At 64.7% G+C, this 17,274-nt stretch carries 18 protein-coding genes; 3 read left to right on the top strand and 15 right to left on the bottom strand.

The genetic code is table 11. The features are described 5' to 3' along the window. Nucleotides 1-17: 17 nt before the first annotated feature. Together GXH28_RS02380 and GXH28_RS02385 are read left to right on the top strand one after the other, a co-directional pair. Nucleotides 18-1,205 (top strand): DNA methyltransferase, encoded by a 1,188-nt coding sequence (locus tag GXH28_RS02380; protein WP_320447895.1) that lies wholly within the window; start codon nucleotides 18-20, stop codon nucleotides 1,203-1,205. A 260-nt stretch (nucleotides 1,206-1,465) separates the two neighbouring features. Continuing rightward, on the top strand, nucleotides 1,466-2,569 hold the full coding sequence (locus GXH28_RS02385; RefSeq protein ID WP_169237405.1) for an arsenic resistance protein: 1,104 nt from the start codon (nucleotides 1,466-1,468) through the stop codon (nucleotides 2,567-2,569). Between the two features lie 28 nt (nucleotides 2,570-2,597). Here GXH28_RS02385 and GXH28_RS02390 read toward each other — a convergent pair whose 3' ends face one another. The 11 genes from GXH28_RS02390 to GXH28_RS02440 all read right to left on the bottom strand — a co-directional run bounded on the left by GXH28_RS02390 (nucleotide 2,598) and on the right by GXH28_RS02440 (nucleotide 10,145). Next, a complete protein-coding gene (locus tag GXH28_RS02390) occupies nucleotides 2,598-3,140 on the bottom strand; it encodes a DUF952 domain-containing protein (RefSeq protein WP_169237406.1) in 543 nt (180 codons plus the stop codon). After that, entirely contained in the window at nucleotides 3,137-3,928 is a 792-nt protein-coding gene (gene tatC, locus GXH28_RS02395) for a twin-arginine translocase subunit TatC (RefSeq protein WP_169237407.1), read from the bottom strand. Before tatC ends, GXH28_RS02390 begins: the two co-directional genes overlap by 4 nt. 31 nt (nucleotides 3,929-3,959) lie before the next feature. Beyond that, nucleotides 3,960-4,571, bottom strand: a complete 612-nt coding sequence (locus GXH28_RS02400; protein ID WP_169237408.1) for a twin-arginine translocase TatA/TatE family subunit — start codon at nucleotides 4,569-4,571, stop codon at nucleotides 3,960-3,962. Continuing rightward, entirely contained in the window at nucleotides 4,568-4,969 is a 402-nt protein-coding gene (gene nusB / locus GXH28_RS02405) for a transcription antitermination factor NusB (RefSeq protein ID WP_169237409.1), read from the bottom strand. The genes GXH28_RS02400 and nusB overlap by 4 nt, the downstream gene beginning before the upstream one ends. Nucleotides 4,970-4,976: 7 nt before the next feature. Next, the gene (locus GXH28_RS02410) at nucleotides 4,977-5,291 is read right to left on the bottom strand and encodes an Asp23/Gls24 family envelope stress response protein (protein ID WP_169237410.1); all 315 of its coding nucleotides are present in this window, start codon (nucleotides 5,289-5,291) and stop codon (nucleotides 4,977-4,979) included. A gap of 4 nt (nucleotides 5,292-5,295) precedes the next feature. After that, nucleotides 5,296-6,045: a 3-oxoacyl-[acyl-carrier-protein] reductase gene (fabG, locus tag GXH28_RS02415; protein ID WP_169237411.1), complete on the bottom strand. Its 750-nt coding sequence runs from the start codon at nucleotides 6,043-6,045 to the stop codon at nucleotides 5,296-5,298. Between the two features lie 39 nt (nucleotides 6,046-6,084). Then, nucleotides 6,085-6,987, bottom strand: a complete 903-nt coding sequence (gene fabD, locus GXH28_RS02420; protein ID WP_320447896.1) for an ACP S-malonyltransferase — start codon at nucleotides 6,985-6,987, stop codon at nucleotides 6,085-6,087. A 30-nt stretch (nucleotides 6,988-7,017) separates the two neighbouring features. Next, nucleotides 7,018-7,221, bottom strand: coding sequence for a 50S ribosomal protein L32 (rpmF, locus tag GXH28_RS02425; RefSeq protein WP_169237412.1), 204 nt, complete (start codon nucleotides 7,219-7,221; stop codon nucleotides 7,018-7,020). Between the two features lie 186 nt (nucleotides 7,222-7,407). Continuing rightward, nucleotides 7,408-7,866, bottom strand: coding sequence for an EthD family reductase (locus GXH28_RS02430; RefSeq protein WP_169237413.1), 459 nt, complete (start codon nucleotides 7,864-7,866; stop codon nucleotides 7,408-7,410). A 47-nt stretch (nucleotides 7,867-7,913) separates the two neighbouring features. Beyond that, the gene (locus GXH28_RS02435; RefSeq protein ID WP_169237414.1) at nucleotides 7,914-8,858 is read right to left on the bottom strand and encodes a methyltransferase domain-containing protein; all 945 of its coding nucleotides are present in this window, start codon (nucleotides 8,856-8,858) and stop codon (nucleotides 7,914-7,916) included. Nucleotides 8,859-8,879: 21 nt separating this feature from the next. Beyond that, a complete protein-coding gene (locus tag GXH28_RS02440; protein WP_169237415.1) occupies nucleotides 8,880-10,145 on the bottom strand; it encodes an alkaline phosphatase family protein in 1,266 nt (421 codons plus the stop codon). A 258-nt stretch (nucleotides 10,146-10,403) separates the two neighbouring features. Here GXH28_RS02440 and acnA point away from each other — a divergent pair, with 258 nt between their 5' ends. Continuing rightward, nucleotides 10,404-13,103, top strand: coding sequence for an aconitate hydratase AcnA (gene acnA, locus GXH28_RS02445; RefSeq protein WP_169237416.1), 2,700 nt, complete (start codon nucleotides 10,404-10,406; stop codon nucleotides 13,101-13,103). 30 nt (nucleotides 13,104-13,133) lie between these two features. On the opposite strand, the gene GXH28_RS02450 is transcribed toward acnA, so the two are convergent. Genes GXH28_RS02450 through GXH28_RS02465 form a run of 4 tightly spaced genes read right to left on the bottom strand, consistent with a single transcriptional unit; the run spans nucleotide 13,134 to nucleotide 17,273 of the window. Then, entirely contained in the window at nucleotides 13,134-14,705 is a 1,572-nt protein-coding gene (locus GXH28_RS02450; protein WP_169237417.1) for a UDP-N-acetylmuramoyl-L-alanyl-D-glutamate--2,6-diaminopimelate ligase, read from the bottom strand. A 60-nt stretch (nucleotides 14,706-14,765) separates the two neighbouring features. Then, nucleotides 14,766-15,818 (bottom strand): LLM class flavin-dependent oxidoreductase, encoded by a 1,053-nt coding sequence (locus GXH28_RS02455; protein WP_169237418.1) that lies wholly within the window; start codon nucleotides 15,816-15,818, stop codon nucleotides 14,766-14,768. 45 nt (nucleotides 15,819-15,863) lie between these two features. After that, the gene (locus GXH28_RS02460; RefSeq protein WP_169237419.1) at nucleotides 15,864-16,301 is read right to left on the bottom strand and encodes a nucleoside deaminase; all 438 of its coding nucleotides are present in this window, start codon (nucleotides 16,299-16,301) and stop codon (nucleotides 15,864-15,866) included. A 27-nt stretch (nucleotides 16,302-16,328) separates the two neighbouring features. Beyond that, the gene (locus GXH28_RS02465) at nucleotides 16,329-17,273 is read right to left on the bottom strand and encodes an ABC transporter permease (RefSeq protein WP_169237420.1); all 945 of its coding nucleotides are present in this window, start codon (nucleotides 17,271-17,273) and stop codon (nucleotides 16,329-16,331) included. Nucleotide 17,274 lies beyond the last annotated feature (1 nt).

Consider the following 17,274-nt stretch of genomic DNA (forward strand, 5'->3'; position numbering starts at 1 on the left):
CTGCTATGCTGGCGCGCGTGTTCGAAGTTCTGGACGGTGCGCCATCGCGCGAGGCATTCCGCCTGGCCGGGCGCGCCATCCCGCGCATCGTCGGCGAGTTCTGGACGGCCCGCCAGCGGCAGGCCTGTTCGCTCCACGAAATCTCGTATCGCGCCTGCTTCAAGCCACAGCTTCCGCGCTACTTCATCGAGCGACTGACTCGACCCGGCGATGTCGTGTATGACCCGTTCAGCGGACGCGGCACGACGGCAGTTGAGGCGGCCCTGTTGGGCCGGCGCGTCATCGCCAACGACGTGAACCCACTCGGCGTCATCCTGACTGCGCCGCGTCTGCGCCCGCCGACGCTTGAAGTGGTGGCCGACCGGCTGGCGCGCATCCCAAACGCTTCGCAGCGCGCCGAGGTTGACCTCTCGATGTTCTTCCATCCGGATACCGAGCGTGAGATCGTCGGTCTGCGCAGCTACCTGGCCGCGCGCCGACAGGCCGGCGAGGAAGACGACGTAGACGCCTGGATCCGCATGGTGGCGACCAACCGGCTGACCGGTCACTCGCGCGGCTTCTTCTCGGTTTACACGCTGCCGCCTAATCAGGCCGCCACTCCCGAGCGCCAGCGCCGCCTCAACGCTCGCTTGCATCAACAGCCCGAATACCGCGACACGCGGGCGATCATCTTGCGCAAGACGGCAAGCCTGCTGCGTGGGCTGACCGAGGCGCAGCGCGCGAACCTGCGCACGGCAGCCGAATCGGCGTTGCTGCTGACCTGCGACGCGCGCAGCACGCCGGCCATACCGGACGGCGGTGTGCAGCTCACGGTGACTTCGCCGCCGTTTTTAGACGTGGTGCAATATGCCGCGGACAATTGGCTGCGCTGTTGGTTCAACGGCATCATCGCCGATGAAATCGCGCGACGCATCACCCTGACGCGCACGCCCGAAGCCTGGGCTGCCGTGATGCAGGACGTCTTCAAGGAGTTGTATCGCGTCACGCAGCCGGGCGGCTGGGTGGCGTTCGAGGTGGGGGAGGTGCGCAGGGGGCGCGTGCGCCTGGATGAACATGTCGCCCCGATAGGCGAATCGGCCGGCTTCACCTGCGCCGCGATTCTGGTCAACCAGCAGCGCTTTACCAAGACCGCCCACATCTGGGGCGTGGCCAACAACGCCTGCGGCACAAACACCAATCGCATCGTGGTCTTTTGCAAGGAGTGATGACCGCAGGAATGACGCTGGCTGTTGCTTATGTCGGCTTAGACAATATGGCTACATAAAGTGAGACTGTTGTAGCAGGTTGGACGGGATGACTTCGGGCGCCGAATGGGTGTGGTAAGGTTGAAAGCGAAACATCACGCTGCTTTCTCCTTCGGGCCGCGAGCGCGCGCCGGGCGAGATAGTCGTGGCGTCACTTTGCGGCAGACGGCAAGCCAGGCGGCTTGTCGCCGAACCGGACGTTAATCGTTACCCGAACAGAGATGATTCGTTTGACGCGGCAGACGCTCGAAAAGTATCAGGTCTTGATCTATTTTGTGGCCGTCGGCAGCGGCCTGCTCGTCGGCATGGCTCAACCGATGTGGCTGGGGACGCTGGAGGCCATGCTGCGGCCCGTCCTCGCCTTGCTCCTTTACACCACATTTCACCAGGTGCCGTTGGCCCATCTGCGCGAGAGCATCGCCGACCGGCGCTTCATCCTCGCTGCCGTGGTGGGCAACTTCCTTATCGTGCCGGTGCTGGTGGCCGGCCTGGCGCAATTTTTGCCAGGCGACGTGGCGATTCGCCTTGGGGTATTGATGGTGCTGCTGGTGCCCTGCACCGACTGGTTTATCACGTTCACCCATCTGGGCGGCGGAGACACCCGACGCGCCATCGCTTTCGCCCCGGTCAGCCTGTTGCTGCAGGGCCTCTTGCTGCCGCTGTATCTTTGGCTCTTCCTCGGCGAGGCGCTGGGGGTGGCGATGGTGTGGCGCGAGATGCTGATCGCCTTTGGCAGCCTGATCCTGTTGCCGTTGTTGGGCGCTTGGCTCACCGAGCGGTGGGCCGAGGGTGAGCCTCGGCGGCGCGGCATATTGGGCAGGCTGGCGTGGTTCCCGTTGCCGCTCCTCGCCGTGGTCGTCTTCACCATCGCAGCAACGCAGGTGAACCTGGTGGCGGGATCGCTGGCGGCGCTCGGCCGGTTGCTCCTCATCTTCGTCGCCTACTTAGTCCTTGTTGGGCTGATCGCCCGCGGCCTGGCGCGGGCCTTCCGCCTGCCGACGGCTCAAGGCCGCGTGCTGGCGTTCAGCCTGGGCACCCGCAACTCGTTCGTGGTGCTGCCGCTTGCGCTGGCGCTCCCCCCAGCTTTTGGCCTAGCGGTCGTCGCCATCGTCTTCCAGTCCCTGGTGGAACTGGTCGGCATGGTCACGTATCTGTGGTGGGTGCCAAGGCGGCTCTTTCCCGAGGCCGCCCGCAGCGCGGCCCAGGAGGACACAACCTGGCGCGGCGCATTGGCCGATGCCGCCAAGCTGTCCGGCCAGGGTGAGCATCCGCCGCTGCCGACGCGCTCTGCGCGACAGGCGCATCGTCTCGAGCTGTCTGAATGAGACTCGGAAAGCGCCCAACCTCGCGGCGTCAATGTAACTTCTTAATCTCTTCGTCGAGCTGAGCCAGACGGCCTTCGACGCTGTCTTTGAAGCGGGCCAGCGCTTCGGAGAACGCATCGGTCGCCGCCAGCAGCTCGTCGGCCATTTGGCCGGGCGACTTGAGGTTAAGCGGATTGGCCAAGTCGGGCAGCGGGTCGAAGCCGACAAATGCGCCGTCGGCGTCGCGCGTGGCCAAGCGCACGGCGACGATGGCATCGCGGTTGATCGGCCCGTAGATGTGCGGGAAGCGCAGCGCATCGTCCGGCGCGGTGTCGCTCACAGTCGCTTCTGGTGGGATCACATCGCCGGTCGGCGCTTCCCAGCGTACTTCGCTGGTCAATTTAGACTCGTCAACCGCCAGGACGACGAATTCACCCGGCCGGTTTTTGTAGAGCGTATTAGCGACGCGCAGCAATAGTGCGTCGCCTTGCGTGGCGTGGATGAAACCCTCAGTCGCCAGGCTGGCGGCGCGATAGGGCTGCTCAGGGGGCGTAGCCTCCCAGTCGGCGCGTGGGGCGAGGTGCAGAATCATGTGGCGTCCCTCAGCTTTTCTTCTGGGTCGAGCATGGCCGGCACGGTAGCATTCCGGCGGGCGAGATAGGCCATGATGATGCTGAGCCCGTAGAGCAGCAGCAACGGCACCATGACGATGCTCATGTTGATGGGATCGGGGGTCGGCGTGATGAGCGCGGCCAGCACGGCGACGATCACCACCGCCCAGCGCCAATGCCGCTTGAGCACGTTGGCGTTGATCACGTTGGCCTTGGCCAAAATGAAGATGATCAACGGCATCTCGAACGCGACCCCCATCCAGAACATCACGCCGGCGACGAAGGGAATGTAGTCGTCCGGCGTCAGTGCGACGTTGAAGACACTGGGGAAGATGCCGGTGAGGAAACCCACCGCGGCCGGCAGCATGACGAAAAACGCGAACGTCGCGCCCATGATGAACAGGCCAAATCCGAACGGCAGGCCGATGAGAATCCAGCGTTTTTCGTGCGGCAGCAGGCCGGGGAAGACGAAAGCCAGGATCTGATACAAGATGACCGGCAGGGCCAGGATGGCGCCGGCGGTCACCGACACTGTGAAAACGTTGGTCAGCGGCGAGGTCGGGCTTGTCACCAGAAGCTGCTTAGCCGGGCCGTAGGGCGCGAGCAGGATTTTCAAAATCTGCTCCGCGAAGGCCAGCCCGACCGCCGTGCCCACGGCCAGAGCGATCACCGACTTGAGCAGCCGATCGCGCAGTTCGCGCATGTGCTCGAGGAGGGTCATGCCCTCTTCTTCTTGGCGTTCACCCATCGGTTGAACGTTTTGCGCCATGCGCCTGCCTCCGAGCCGCAGTTATACACGATCACCCGCGCCAGGGGTTGTCGTCGTCCAGGCGATCGGTGCGGATCGTCGCGCCGACCGAGGCCCAGGGATTGTCATCCGGCAATTCGATCGCGCTCTGGTTTTCAGGGGGAGGCGGGGACGGCAGTACAGCGCGCGTGCCATTCGAGATATTGGCGGGTCGCTCGGTCGGGTCGGCGGGAGACGCCGAGGGCTGCATTGCAGAATGGGTCGGCGCAGGCAGCGGAGGGGGTGTGTTCGAGGGCGCGGCGGCGCTGTTCGGGCCGTTGGTCGCTGCCGGCAGGGTCGGCGCGCTCGGCGGCGGGTTCAGGCTGGCAGCCCTGCTGATGTCGTCGGCGTAAGGCTGCAGGATGGCGCGCAGGTCGGCTGCTTCGCGGATGGCCGCCACCTCGCGGCGGATCTCACGGGTTACCTCATCAAGGTCCTGGGCGATGGGTTGCAGTTCGCCTTTGAACTCCTGGGTGAAGGCGATGTACGTCTCGCGCAGGCGGCGCAGGGCGGCGCCCAGGCCGCGCGTAAACTCCGGCAAGCGCTCCGGCCCGAACACGAGGAGGATCAGAATCAAGATGAACAGCACCTCCAGCGGGCCGATGCCGAGAATCGTTCCGTTCATAGATTTGCCGCGGCGCCCAGTACGCCGTTCACGAATCGAGCGCTGGTCTCGCTGCCGAACTCTTTTGCGATGTTAACAGCTTCGCTGATCGCCACTTCCAGCGGCACCTCGCCTTCCCGCATCTCGTAGAGCGCAATGCGCAGGATGTTGCGATCAATGGCTGAGAGTTGATCGGCCGGGAATTTGGGGGCTAGCGCGCTGATCATCTGATCGAGGGTCGTGGCCTCGCGCATCACGCCTTGCACCAGCGCAATGGCATATTGGCGCACCGCCGCCGGCCGCGCCACCTGTGCCAGGTGACGATTCAGCACTTCGTCGGCGGGATGGCGCGCCGTGTCCGCTTCGTAGAGCGTCTGCAAGGCAAGCACGCGCGCATCGCGCCGTGATATCCTCGACATACGCGCGTCATGCTGTGACATCCTCGAAATACACGTCCACCGCCGATACGCGCAGCCCAAGGATTTCCCGAACTGCCTGTTGCACCTCCGACTGGACTGCCCGGCCCAGCTCGACCAGCGAGACGTCCTGCGCTGCGGTGAGATGCAGCTCCACGCGCACGTCATCGCCGTCCATGCTGATCTGAATGCCTTTGTAACTGTCGCGCGGGCGTAGCGTGCGTGTGTGATCCACCAGCCCGCGCACGCTGGGCATGGCGAGCACGGTGTTGCGCACGATCGTGCGCACGACATCGGGCGAGATCGTCACCGAAGACTGGGCCATCGCGTCATTGCATGACCAGGCCGCCGTCCACGCTCAAGACTGCGCCGGTGATGAAAGCGGCCTCATCGCTGGCAAGAAATGATACCGCATAGGCGACTTCTTCGGGCGCGCCGAACCGGCCCAGCGGCGTAGCCTGGAGGATGGCTTGTTTTTGTTCCTCGGTGAGCGCGTCGGTGAGCGCGGTGGGGATGAAGCCCGGCGCCACGGCGTTCACGGTGATGTTGCGCGAGCCGAGTTCTTTGGCCAGCGACTTGGTAAAACCGATCACCCCGGCCTTGGCCGCTGCATAATTGGTCTGGCCGGCCTGGCCGGCCAATCCGACGACCGAGCTGATGTTGATGATGCGCCCGCTGCGCGCGCGGATCATCGGCCGTATGGCCGCCTTGCAACAGTTGAACACGCTCTTCAGGTCGGTGTTCATCACCGCGTCCCAGTCTTCTTCGCTCATCGTCATGAGCAGCGTGTCGCGGGTGGCGCCGGCGTTGTTCACCAAAATGTCGAGCTTGCCGAATGCGTCCAGCGCGGCTTTCACCAGCGCGGTCGCCTCGTCCAGTTTGCTCACGTCAGCCTTCAAGGCGATGGCCGTGCCCCCCGCATCGGTGATGGCTTTGACCACGTCGCGCGCGGCGGCTTCGCTGGCGTTGTAGTTCACGACCACCGAAGCGCCGCGGCGGGCCAATTCAATGGCAATCGCGCGCCCGATGCCGCGCGACGCGCCGGTAACGATAGCGGATTTGCTTTGCAGTTGTCCCATGGCATGCTTGTTCGCATACACGCCCCTGCGCGCTGTGCGTCAGCCGATTGCGCGCGTCTCTGCCTCTGCAGCGATGCGGCGGATCAGCCCGCACAAAACGTCTTTGGGGCCTAGCTCAACGAAGCGCGTCACACCTTGATCGCGCAAGAATCGCACGCTCTCCACCCAGCGCACCGGCGCGGTGAGCTGTGCAGCCAGCTCGGCGCGAATGTCGTCGGGATGGGTGATCGGCCGCGCCGACGTGTTGGCCACCACCGGCACAGCCGCCGGCGCGATCGGCGTCCTCTCGACCAGTCGCGCGAACTCGTCGGCGATTTCGGCCATCAGCGGCGAGTGCGAGGCGACGCTGACGTTAAGCGGCACGACGCGCTTAGCCCCTCTGGCTTTGGCCAGGGCCGAAGCGGCTTCGACGGCCATTTTGCCGCCCGAGATGACAATCTGACCAGGCGCGTTGTCGTTGGCAACGACGACGCCCGGCGCGTGCTGCTGGGAGGCTTCCTGGCATACTGCGCGCAGCGCATTCGCGTCCAGGCCGATCACCGCAGCCATGCCGCCCGGGGTGCGCTCGCCCGCTTCCTTCATGAGTCGGCCACGCTCGCGCGTCAACTTCACGCCGTCCTCGAACGCCAACGCACCCGCAGCGCACAACGCGCTCAGTTCGCCCAGGCTATGACCGGCGACGAAGGCCGGCGCTTCGATTTCGCCGGACAGCCGCACCATCTCGTGGATTGCGACGCTGTGGGTGAAGATAGCCGGCTGGGCATGGAGCGTGTCGTTGAGTTCGGCTTCCGGCCCATGCCAGCACAGATGAGACAGCGGATAGCTCAGCACAGCATCGGCGCGCGCAAAGATGCCTTTGACGATTGGCCGATGTTGCGCTTGCTCCCGCCCCATCCCCACGAATTGCGACCCCTGGCCGGGAAAGACGTATGCGGTCGTCACGTATTCGACTGAGCGTGCTCCGGAGCGCGATTACTTCTTGTCGTCTTTGGCGTCGTCGCCGATGCGGACGACCAGGCGGCCCTTGTAGTAGCCACAAGCCGGACACACGATATGGGGTGGCTTCATCTCGCCGCAGTTGTCGCAGGCGATTAGTTGTACGGGCGTGAGATGGTCGTGCGCGCGTCGCCGATGCGTCCGACCCCATGAAAGCTTACGCTTTGGCAGTGGACCCATGTCTGAAAAAAGCTCCTTCTACTCGTCAGGCGGCGCGCCCATAAGCATGGGACGGCCGCCCGTTCATCTGGTTGCAAAAGCACGATATTGTAATGCACACCGTCGCCGTCGCGGATCATCATGCCGGTTTGAGTCCGCTCGCCTCTGGGTTAGCCGGCCCGTCGGCTGGCCCGGCATCCTTTTGACCTATGAGGCATAGGGAGCCGCCGGTGGGCTGTCTGCGGCGGTCGCGCTGGCTTTTGTGCTTGCAGAGGTAGCTTGCTGGGCTTGGGGCGCTGCAACGTTCGGTGTAGGTTCAGCCGCAGCAGGAGCTTGCGCAGCGCGCGCCGTCTCAAATGGATCTTCGCCCCATACCTCGGCGAACATCAGCGATACGATGTCGCGAGCAAACATCATGAGATCGGCGCCGGCGGCGCGCCCCTGCGCCGAATTCAGCGCATAGTTCAGCGCCGCCATGTCGGCGAAGTACACATCGTGGATGAGATAGTAGGGCGGCTCGCCGCGCGGCGCGCCCAGCGCGCGAGAGACCGACGTGCGCGCAACGCCCGGCATGGCAGCGATCAGCGGCACGTGACGGTGCGCAAAGTGATCCTCGAAGGCCGAGATGTCCGCCGGCCGGCGAAAGAAGATGGTGAGCTTGACCATGACTAATGCTTAAGTGTAACCCCGAGCCAGCGCACTGCGACCCACACTTACCCGCCTGGCGCCCATCCTATGACGAAGCGAGTCCAGCGTGTGTCGTGCACAGTCTCCCCCGCTTTCTGCACGTAGTTTGCCTCATGGGGATAGGCGCGCAGTTGCAACCCGTCGAGTGTGGGTCGGCCGAATGCCTGGCGGTTCATCCGTCGCCGCCATAACTGCGCACCGACCTTGGGCAGCATTTGCGAGACGGTCGCCAACATCGCCATTCCCACCGCTGCGGCTGGCTCTGGAGCGGAACGCCGCGCTGGCCGTTCCTGCGCCAGCGCACCACGCAGGCGAATGAATCCACACGGCTCGAACGAGCGCGCAATCAGATGGTCGGCTGCTGCGTCGAAGGCAATGCAGAACTGTGCGCCGGTGTTGCGGAAATCGAGCGGCAGCACCAAGCGTCCGTCCGGCTGCAGTTGCGCGCGCCAGGCAGGCGCGATGTCCGTCGCGCCGACGGCGAGGATGATGCGATCGTATGGCGCGCCGTCCGGCCAGCCGTCCGCGCCGTCGCCGCAGATCACCCGCACGCGCCCGGCGCAGCCCGCCGCCGCCAGATTCGCCTGCGCGCCGGCGACCAGGTCTTCGTCTATATCTACCGTGACGACGCGACCGCTCTCTCCTACGATGTGCGCCATCAGCGCCGCGGTGTAGCCCGTGCCTGTACCGATTTCAAGCACGCGCCGGCCATGCGGCAGCGCGAGCTGCTCAAGCATGATGGCAATCATCGCCGGCTGGGAGATCGAACTCACCGGCCGGCCCGTGGCCTGCTTGGTCACGATAGCCCGGTCGGCATAGGCTTCGCGGAGCGGGATCCTCGGCACAAAGCGATGGCGCGGCGTGGCGCGAAAAGCGGCTTCGACGCTGGCACGGCGCACGTATCCATCGCGCACCAACCGGTCCACCATCGCATTGCGCAGGCGAATCGCCTCCGGGCTGTCTATGCTCATGGCGCAGCGAAGGATTGCAGGCTACAGCGCAGCCATCAGCAACGGGATCTCCATCTCCTCGCGCGTCAGGCCGCCGTGATGGCCATAGTAGCGGTTCTCGAATTTCTCGCGCGCGTAGTAGTAGGCCGACTCGCCTTTGAGGGGCAATACGACCAGGTTGCCGACGCGCGACAAGAAGCGCGCCGACGGCGCGGGGCCGAAGAAGCCTTCGGCGATCAAGTCTGCTGTCTTCACAACGATCGCTCTGCCCGCCAAGTGTGCGCCGATCGCAGCCTGGGCTTCGTCTAACCGCTCCGGCTTGATGTGCAGGAAGAAATCGCGCGGCGAGCCGGCCGGCACGAGCGGCTCGCCGCGCTGGTTGGTCGCCAGGTAATCCTGAAAGCGCGGCACAGTCTGGTTCAGGTATATCGTGGTCTTGGGGCTGATCTCGACCATACCGTGGTCGGCGGTGATGATGAGCAGCACACCCGTGCTGCGCAGCCTGTCGAGGAACATGCGCTCCATCGCGACACAAAACTGGTCGAGTTCGGCCTCGACCTGCTCCGAGGTCGGGCCGTATTCATGGCCGATGCCATCTATTGCGCCGTAATACATCAGGAAGTAGGCCGGCCCGTGGCGCTCTGCAATGGCGCGGCGCAGGTTCACCAGCGCCTCGGGCAACGTCTTGTAAGTCAGCGACTTAGCGTTCTCGCCAAGCGCGCGCGTCGGCGCGGCGTCGGCAAACTCGCGCGGATGGAGCAGGTATGACCGCACGCCTGCGCGCTCCAAACGTGGGTAGAGCGTGTCGGAGGGGAAGACGCTGGACGGCGGCAGGCCGGCGTTCGCCAGCGTATCGCGCGCCTTCTCGCCCGCAAACGAGAACATCAGCGGGGCAATCATGCGATCCAGCTCGGGGTGATACTGGAACCATTCATAAACGCCGCTCTGCGCGGGCGGCAGGCCGGTGTGGATGCACGTCACATGCGCCGCCGTCGTTGAGGGGAACAGCGCAGTGAGCTTGGAGACAGCGCCGCGGCGGACGAAGTACTGCAACAGCGGATACTGCTCGGCGATGCGCTCGAAGTAGCGCCAGCCGAAGCCATCCACGAAGAACAGGACGACGGTATCGTAGCGGCGCGGCAGATCGCCGAAGACATCGTCCGGCAAGCCCGGCGCGCCCTCGCCGGTCAGCGCGTAATAGATCGTCGCCGGGAGATTGGCGAAGCAGTATGAACCGTAGAGCGGCCGGATGAAGGCGTCGCGCCAGCCGGCCGCATTCACAGCTTGAATGGAGGCTTCGTTCAGCATGGCGCAAGTATCGCAGTTTACGCCCGACGCCCCGTCGAGTCGCACAAACGCATTAAAATACCCGCGCCCATGAGATTGATCGCCTGCATCCGCCACGACACGGTTGCCAGCGACAAGCAAATCGTCTCTTCCCGCTCGCCTTGAATTCGCTTTGCCGCTCAGACGTCGCGCGCCGGGGCAACGTGCGCCGCTGCTTCATTTCGTTTGCCCCATCCATCCCATCCAAGTTTCGAGAGCCATTTGTAAGGAAGAACTGTCATGCAAGCGAGCAAGAACCCGTTCGGCGCATTGGCCGAACTCGACACCGACGACGGCAAGGTGCACTACTACAGCCTAGCCGCCCTGGAGCGGCAGGGCATCGGCGCAATCAGCCGGCTGCCCTTCTCGATCAAGATCATGCTGGAGCAGGCGCTCCGACAATGCGACGGCTTCACGATCACCGAGGACGACGTCGTCCGGCTGGCGCAATGGCGCGCCACCGAGGTCAAGCCGGATGAGTTGCCGTTCAAGCCGGCGCGCGTCATCTTGCAAGATTACAGCGGCATCCCATGTCTGGTGGACCTGGCCGCGATGCGCAGCGCCGTGGCGCGCCTGGGGGGCGACCCCAAAAAGATTAACCCCATCGTGCCGGTGGATATGGTGATTGATCACTCGGTGCAGGTGGATTACTTCGGCCGCCCCGATGCGCTTCAGCTCAACATCGCCAAAGAGTTCGAGCGCAACATCGAGCGCTACCAGTTCTCACGCTGGGGGCAGAAAGCGTTCAAGAACTTTAGCGTGGTGCCGCCCGGCAGCGGCATCGTCCACCAGGTGAACCTGGAATACTTGGCCCGCGTGGTGTGGCTGAAGGACGGCGTCGCCTTCCCCGACACCGTAGTGGGCACCGACAGCCACACCACGATGGTCAACGGCTTGGGCGTGGTGGGCTGGGGCGTCGGCGGCATCGAAGCCGAAGCCGTCATGCTCGGCCAGCCGCTCTACATCGTCACGCCCGAAGTGATCGGCTTTAAGCTCTACGGCGCGCTGCGCGAAGGTGTGACGGCCACCGACCTGACGCTGACCGTCGTGCAGATGCTGCGCAAGAAGGGCGTGGTGGAGAAGTTCGTCGAGTTCTACGGCGCCGGGCTCAGCAACATCAGCTTGGCCGACCGCGCCACCATCGCCAACATGGCGCCTGAATACGGCGCGACCATGGGCTACTTCCCGATTGACGCCGAGAGCGTGAACTACCTGCGCCGCACCGGACGCAGCGAGGCGCTGTGCCAACTGGTCGAGCGCTACGCCAAGGCGCAGGGTTTATTCCGCACCGACGAGTCGCCGGATCCGATCTTCACCGACACGCTCGAACTCGACCTGGGTTCGGTCGAACCCAGCCTGGCCGGCCCCAAGCGCCCGCAGGACCGCGTGCCCTTAACCAGGATGAAGGAGTCCTTCCGCGCTGCGCTCACCGCACCGACGAAGGATCGTGGCTTCGGCCTGAGGGAAGAGGATTTAGCGCGGGCGGCGAAGGTACGCTACAACGGCCACGAAGATACCCTGCGGCACGGCGCAGTCGTCATCGCCGCCATCACCTCGTGCACCAACACCAGCAACCCCAGTGTGATGTTGGGTGCGGGCCTGCTGGCCAAGAAGGCGGTGGAGAAGGGCCTGCGCGTGCCGAAGTATGTCAAGACCTCGCTGGCGCCCGGGTCGAAGGTGGTGACCGACTACCTGGCCGAAGCCGGCGTGCTGGATGCTCTGGAGGCGTTGGGCTTCAACGTGGTCGGCTATGGCTGCACCACGTGCATCGGCAACAGCGGGCCGCTGCCGCAAGCCGTGGCCGAGGCCGTGCAGAGCCAGAACCTGGTAGCCGTCGCTGTGCTGAGCGGCAACCGCAACTTCGAGGGGCGCATCCACCCCTACGTGAAGGCCAACTACCTGGCGTCGCCGCCGTTGGTGGTGGCCTACGCCATCGCCGGCACGACCGACATTGACCTGACCCGCGAGCCGCTGGGCATCGGCAGCGACGGCCGGCCAGTCTATCTGCGCGACATCTGGCCATCGCAACAGGAGATCCAAGAGGCTATTCGGCGATCGGTGCGGCCGGAGATGTTCCAACAGCAATACGCCGTCGTGACGCAAGGCAGCCCACAATGGCAGGCCATCACCGGCGTCGAAGGCGACCTCTATCCCTGGGACGAGCACAGCACATACATCCAGGAGCCCCCCTACTTTGAAGGCTTTACCCTGTCGCCGCAGCCGATCCAGCCGATCCTGAACGCGCGCGTGCTTGGCCTGTTCGGCGATTCGATCACAACCGATCACATCTCGCCCGCCGGCGACATTGCGCTGAACTCGCCCGCCGGCCGTTACCTGACTGCGCGCGGCGTGAAGAAAGAAGACTTCAACCAATATGGCACGCGTCGCGGCAACGACCGCATCATGACGCGCGGCACGTTTGCCAACATTCGCCTGAAGAACTTGCTGACGCCAGGTATTGAGGGCGGCGTGACGCGGCACTGGCCGGACGGCGAGGTGATGGATATCTATGATGCAGCAATGAAGTACAAAGCGGAGGGCGTGCCGCTGATCGTGATCGCCGGCAAGGAATACGGCACCGGCTCTTCGCGCGACTGGGCCGCCAAGGGCAGCCTGCTGCTGGGTGTGCGCGCGGTGATCGCCGAGAGCTTCGAACGCATTCATCGCAGCAACCTGGTCGGCATGGGTGTCTTGCCGCTTCAGTTCGTCGCCGGGCAGAACGCCGAGTCGCTGGGCATCACCGGCCGCGAGACATTCACCATCCCCATCAGCGACGACGGCCTGCGCGAGCCGCGCCAGATGTTGCCGGTACATGTGACGCGCGAGGATGACAGCAGCTTCACCTTCAACGTGGTCGCCCGGATTGATACGCCGGTGGAGATGCACTATTACCGGCACGGCGGCATCCTGCCCGCCGTCTTGCGCGAGATGCTGCGCTAGACGCGCCACCGACATGAACCGCCGCGCTTCTCACGAGCGCGGCGGTTCGTTTGCCGCCGGCGCAAGCTCGCCCAGCGCCAGCCGCTCCCCACGGATTGCGCGTCGCATGGCCTCGCGGTCGTCCCAGGCGTACTCGGTTGCGCCGAAGCACAGAGACTGCTCGTGGCCCTTGCCGCACGCCACGACCACATCGCCGGGGACCGCCAGCGCGCACGCTTGGCGAATCGCCTCGCCCCGGTCCGGCTCATGCCTGATGACGGCGCGCGCCGGCTGAGCCGCCCGCGCGCCGCGGTCCATCTCGGCGAAGATGGCATCCAGCGATTCGCCGCGTGGATCCTCCGCAGTGAAGATGGCCACGTCGGCCAGCTCGGCCGCGACTTTGCCCATCAAGAAGCGCTTCTGCACATCGCGCTCGCCGGCGCAGCCGAAGACGACGATCAGCCGCCCCGGCGCAATGCGGCGCAGGGTGAGCAGGGCTTGCTCCAGCGCATTTGGCGTATGCGCGAAGTCCACCACGGCCAAATAGGGTTGGCCTTCGTCTATGCGCTCCATGCGGCCGGGGATGCCACGCAGGGCCGCCACGCCGACCTGGATCGCCTCAGGCGACGCGCCAAGCGCCAAAGCGGCGCCGGCAGCGGCCAGGGTGTTCGAGATGTTGTAATCGCCGATCAGGTGCGTCCTCAGCGGCAACGCCAGCGGCCGATCGCCATGTCGAAAGGCGTAAGCTTCGATGACCCCCGCAGCGTGATCGGCGCGCGGCGCGTAGAGCCACCAGCCGCCATAGTTGCCATTGGGCTGGATCTCGCGCGAATAGAAGATGCGTTGCCGAGCCGGCAACTTCACCAGATAGTTCAACGAGTAATCGTCGTCAACGTTCAGCACGTGGACCGGCGCCATCTCAAACAAGCGCGCCTTGGCTGCGCGGTAGGCTTCACGTGAACCATGCAGGTCGAGGTGATCGTGTGTGATGTTGGTGATCACGGCCACGTCGAAGTCCACGCCGTCCACGCGGTGATGCGCCAAGCTGTGCGAGGTCACCTCGAGGACGCAGTGCGTGGTGCCGGCGTCGCGCATCTGGGCCAGCAACGCCTGCACTTCATCGGCATCGGGTGTGGTGGTGTGCAGACCGGTGTCCAGCGCCCGGTCGCCGATCACGGCGTTGACCGTGTTGATCATGCCGGTTTCGTGCCCCGCGGCGCGCAGGATGCTGAAGATCAAATGGGTCGTCGTGGTCTTACCATCTGTGCCGGTGACGCCGACCACCGTCATACGACGCGACGGGAAGTCGTGCCACGCTGCGCAGAGTAGGGCGAAGGCGCGCCGACCGTTCGAGACGGGAATTGAGCATCGAGCTTCCAACGTTGAGACGGAGTCCCCTCCACCCTGCCGGTCGCTTTCGCACACGACAGCGGCCGCGCCGCGTTCGATGGCCTGGGGGATGAACGTGCGACCGTCGGCTGCCATGCCTTTATAGGCGACAAAGAGATTGCCCGGCTGCACACGCCGTGAATCGTCGGTGACGCCGGTGATCCAGATGTCCTGCGCGCTGGGCGGCGCCGACAAGCCGGCGCGTTCGAGCAAAGCGAGGAGCGACTGGGCCATAGCTTGTCAATGCTACCAAGCTGACAAGTGGAAGGGCGACCCTGGGCGGCACCCCGTCGGTCAGAATTTGGCGAAAGCATCCACCACCGATTTGATGTCATCCATCAGCGGATACAGGATCGGACAGGTGACGCCGGCGGCGACGTATTCGCGCACCTTGGCCACGCATTCATCGCTTGTGCCCACCGCCATGAGCATGCGCGGCACATCGTCGGGGATGACCCTGGCCGCGGCGATGTACTCGGCCTCGGTCGCCGGCCAGCTCATCACGCTTTGCACCTTGGCGATCAGGTCCTCGGGCACGCCGCTGGCCTTCATGATGTGCGGTTCAGTGGCGAGGTAATACGCCACCAGCTTTTTGGCCTCAAAGTAGGCTGCTTTGGGATCATCATCGCTGAGCGAGCACACCAGCAGCTCCGGCCGGTCAATCTGGTCAATCGTCTTGCCGGCCTTGGCGGCGCCTTTTGCCACTAACGCGACCGCCTTTTTGATGTAATCCACGCTGACCACATAGTTCAGCACCACGCCGTCACAGATCTCACCTGTGAGTTCGAGCATCTTGTCGCCGGTTGCGCCGATATAGATCGGGATGTCGCGTGGGCGTGTGTCACCGAACACCACATCGAGCTTGACGCGGTCGAGCTTGACGAACTCGCCCTGGTAGGTCACCTCTTCCATGGTGAAGAGTTGGCGGATGGCTTCGACATATTCGCGCATGGCCTGCAGCGGGCGCTCACGCTTCACACCGACGCGGCCGGCGATGGGTTCCCACCATGCGCCGAGGCCCAACATGACGCGGCTCGGCGCATTGGGGTCGCCGCTCACTTGCTTGCCCAGTTCCCACATCGTGCTCCAACTCGCGGCAATGACGGCCGGGTTGCGCGTCCAGATTGGCAGCACGCCGCTGCCCACGCGCAGCCTCTTGGTGCGCGTCAGGAATGCGCTCATCATCACGATGCAGTCGCGGGCCAGGCGCGTATCCGCCTGCCAGATCTCGCTGAAGCCGTTGGCTTCGGCGTATTCGGCCATCTCCAGCTCGTAAGCGAGCGGATGCTTGTCCTGCATGTACAGGGCAAAACGGGGCTGCTTGAGGGTGGGGGTGGGTGTGGTCATGATCCAAGACGCTCGTGGCGCGAACGCAGAGATGCGCTCTGCTGGCTACTCCCCGATGTCCTCGTTCCACAGCTCGGGTTTTTGAGCGATGAATTCTTCCATCATGCGGATGCAGGTGGGATCGTCGAGGATGATTAACTCTACGCCGCGGCTACGCAGATAGTCTTCTGGGCCGCGAAAGGTTTTGTTCTCGCCGATGACGATCTTAGGGATTTTATAGAGCAGCGCCGTGCCGCTGCACATGTCGCACGGCGAGAGGGTGGTGTAGAGCACCGCGCGCCGATAATCGCCGGCCTTCAGCCGGCCGGCGTTCTCCAGGCAATCCATCTCGGCGTGCAAAATGGCGCTGCCTTTCTGCACCCGGCGGTTGTGTCCCCGGCCGACGATCCGGCCATCAATAACCAACACCGAGCCGATGGGAATGCCGCCTTCGGCCAACCCTTGGCGGGCTTCTTCGATCGCAGCTTGCATGAATTCGTCCACGTCAGCCTCCCAATAAAGATGTCTTGTTTACTCGCGGCGATACGGCTTGAGGTATGCGCCGGGGTAGGGCGCATTCCGGCCCGCGATCGCCAGCGCGGCGATGGTCACGAGATACGGCAACGCCAGGAGCAACTCATAGGGCAATTGCACCCCTTGAGCTTGCAGGCGCAATTGTAGGGCGAAGACCCCGCCGAACAGCAACGCGCCCAACACGGCGCGCAGCGGGTCCCAGCGCGCAAAGATCACCAGCGCGATACACACCCAGCCGCGCCCGGCGACGATGCCCGGCGTGAACGCGCCGAGCTGCGCCAGCGATAAGAATGCCCCGCCGACGGCCATGAGCGCGCTGCCGACGGTTACGGCGATGGTGCGCATGCGAAAAACGGAAATGCCAGCAGCATCGGCGGCCTCCGGGTTTTCGCCCACCGCGCGCAGGCGCAATCCAAACCGCGTGCGATACAACACCCAGGCGGCCGCCGGCGCCACCACGAGGAATGCCAGGTAGGTCAGCCAGTGCTGGTTGAGGATTGGGCCGAGCATCGGCGCGCCCGGCAGCGGGTCCAGCAGGGCAAACGGCGCGATGCGCGGCAGCACGGCGCGTTCGCCGAACACCCAGCGAAAACCGAACAGCGCCAGGCCGGTGCACAGCAGTGTGACCCCCAGGCCGGACACGTGCTGGTTGAGGCCCAGGTGCACCGTGAGCAGCGCCATCAACAACCCCATCAGCGCGCCGGCAACGATAGCCGCCAGCAGTCCCACCCACAAATAGGCAGCCCAGCCGGCGCTTTCGGCCTGCGCAGCCGCAGCGAAGCCGACGAACGCGCCGAGGAACATGATGCCCTCGATGCCCAAATTGAGCACCCCGCTGCGCTCACTGTAGAGCGCGCCGAGGGTGGCATATAGCAGCGGCGTGGCCACGCGCAAGGTGGCGGCGATCAAGCCGACCCAGAACGCTATCAGCCCGGCGTCCATC

Source organism: Candidatus Roseilinea sp. NK_OTU-006, assembly GCF_012931985.1.
GTDB lineage: Bacteria > Chloroflexota > Anaerolineae > J036 > Brachytrichaceae > JAAFGM01.

Coding starts and splice junctions, on each gene's coding strand:
- GXH28_RS02385 (WP_169237405.1), top strand. CDS start 1,466: ATGATTCGTTTGACGCGGCAGACGCTCGAAAAGTATCAGGTCTTGATC.
- GXH28_RS02390 (WP_169237406.1), bottom strand. CDS start 3,140: ATGATTCTGCACCTCGCCCCACGCGCCGACTGGGAGGCTACGCCCCCT.
- tatC (WP_169237407.1), bottom strand. CDS start 3,928: ATGGCGCAAAACGTTCAACCGATGGGTGAACGCCAAGAAGAAGAGGGC.
- GXH28_RS02400 (WP_169237408.1), bottom strand. CDS start 4,571: ATGAACGGAACGATTCTCGGCATCGGCCCGCTGGAGGTGCTGTTCATC.
- nusB (WP_169237409.1), bottom strand. CDS start 4,969: ATGTCGAGGATATCACGGCGCGATGCGCGCGTGCTTGCCTTGCAGACG.
- GXH28_RS02410 (WP_169237410.1), bottom strand. CDS start 5,291: ATGGCCCAGTCTTCGGTGACGATCTCGCCCGATGTCGTGCGCACGATC.
- fabG (WP_169237411.1), bottom strand. CDS start 6,045: ATGGGACAACTGCAAAGCAAATCCGCTATCGTTACCGGCGCGTCGCGC.
- rpmF (WP_169237412.1), bottom strand. CDS start 7,221: ATGGGTCCACTGCCAAAGCGTAAGCTTTCATGGGGTCGGACGCATCGG.
- GXH28_RS02430 (WP_169237413.1), bottom strand. CDS start 7,866: ATGGTCAAGCTCACCATCTTCTTTCGCCGGCCGGCGGACATCTCGGCC.
- GXH28_RS02435 (WP_169237414.1), bottom strand. CDS start 8,858: ATGAGCATAGACAGCCCGGAGGCGATTCGCCTGCGCAATGCGATGGTG.
- GXH28_RS02440 (WP_169237415.1), bottom strand. CDS start 10,145: ATGCTGAACGAAGCCTCCATTCAAGCTGTGAATGCGGCCGGCTGGCGC.
- acnA (WP_169237416.1), top strand. CDS start 10,404: ATGCAAGCGAGCAAGAACCCGTTCGGCGCATTGGCCGAACTCGACACC.
- GXH28_RS02450 (WP_169237417.1), bottom strand. CDS start 14,705: ATGGCCCAGTCGCTCCTCGCTTTGCTCGAACGCGCCGGCTTGTCGGCG.
- GXH28_RS02455 (WP_169237418.1), bottom strand. CDS start 15,818: ATGACCACACCCACCCCCACCCTCAAGCAGCCCCGTTTTGCCCTGTAC.
- GXH28_RS02465 (WP_169237420.1), bottom strand. CDS start 17,273: ATGGACGCCGGGCTGATAGCGTTCTGGGTCGGCTTGATCGCCGCCACC.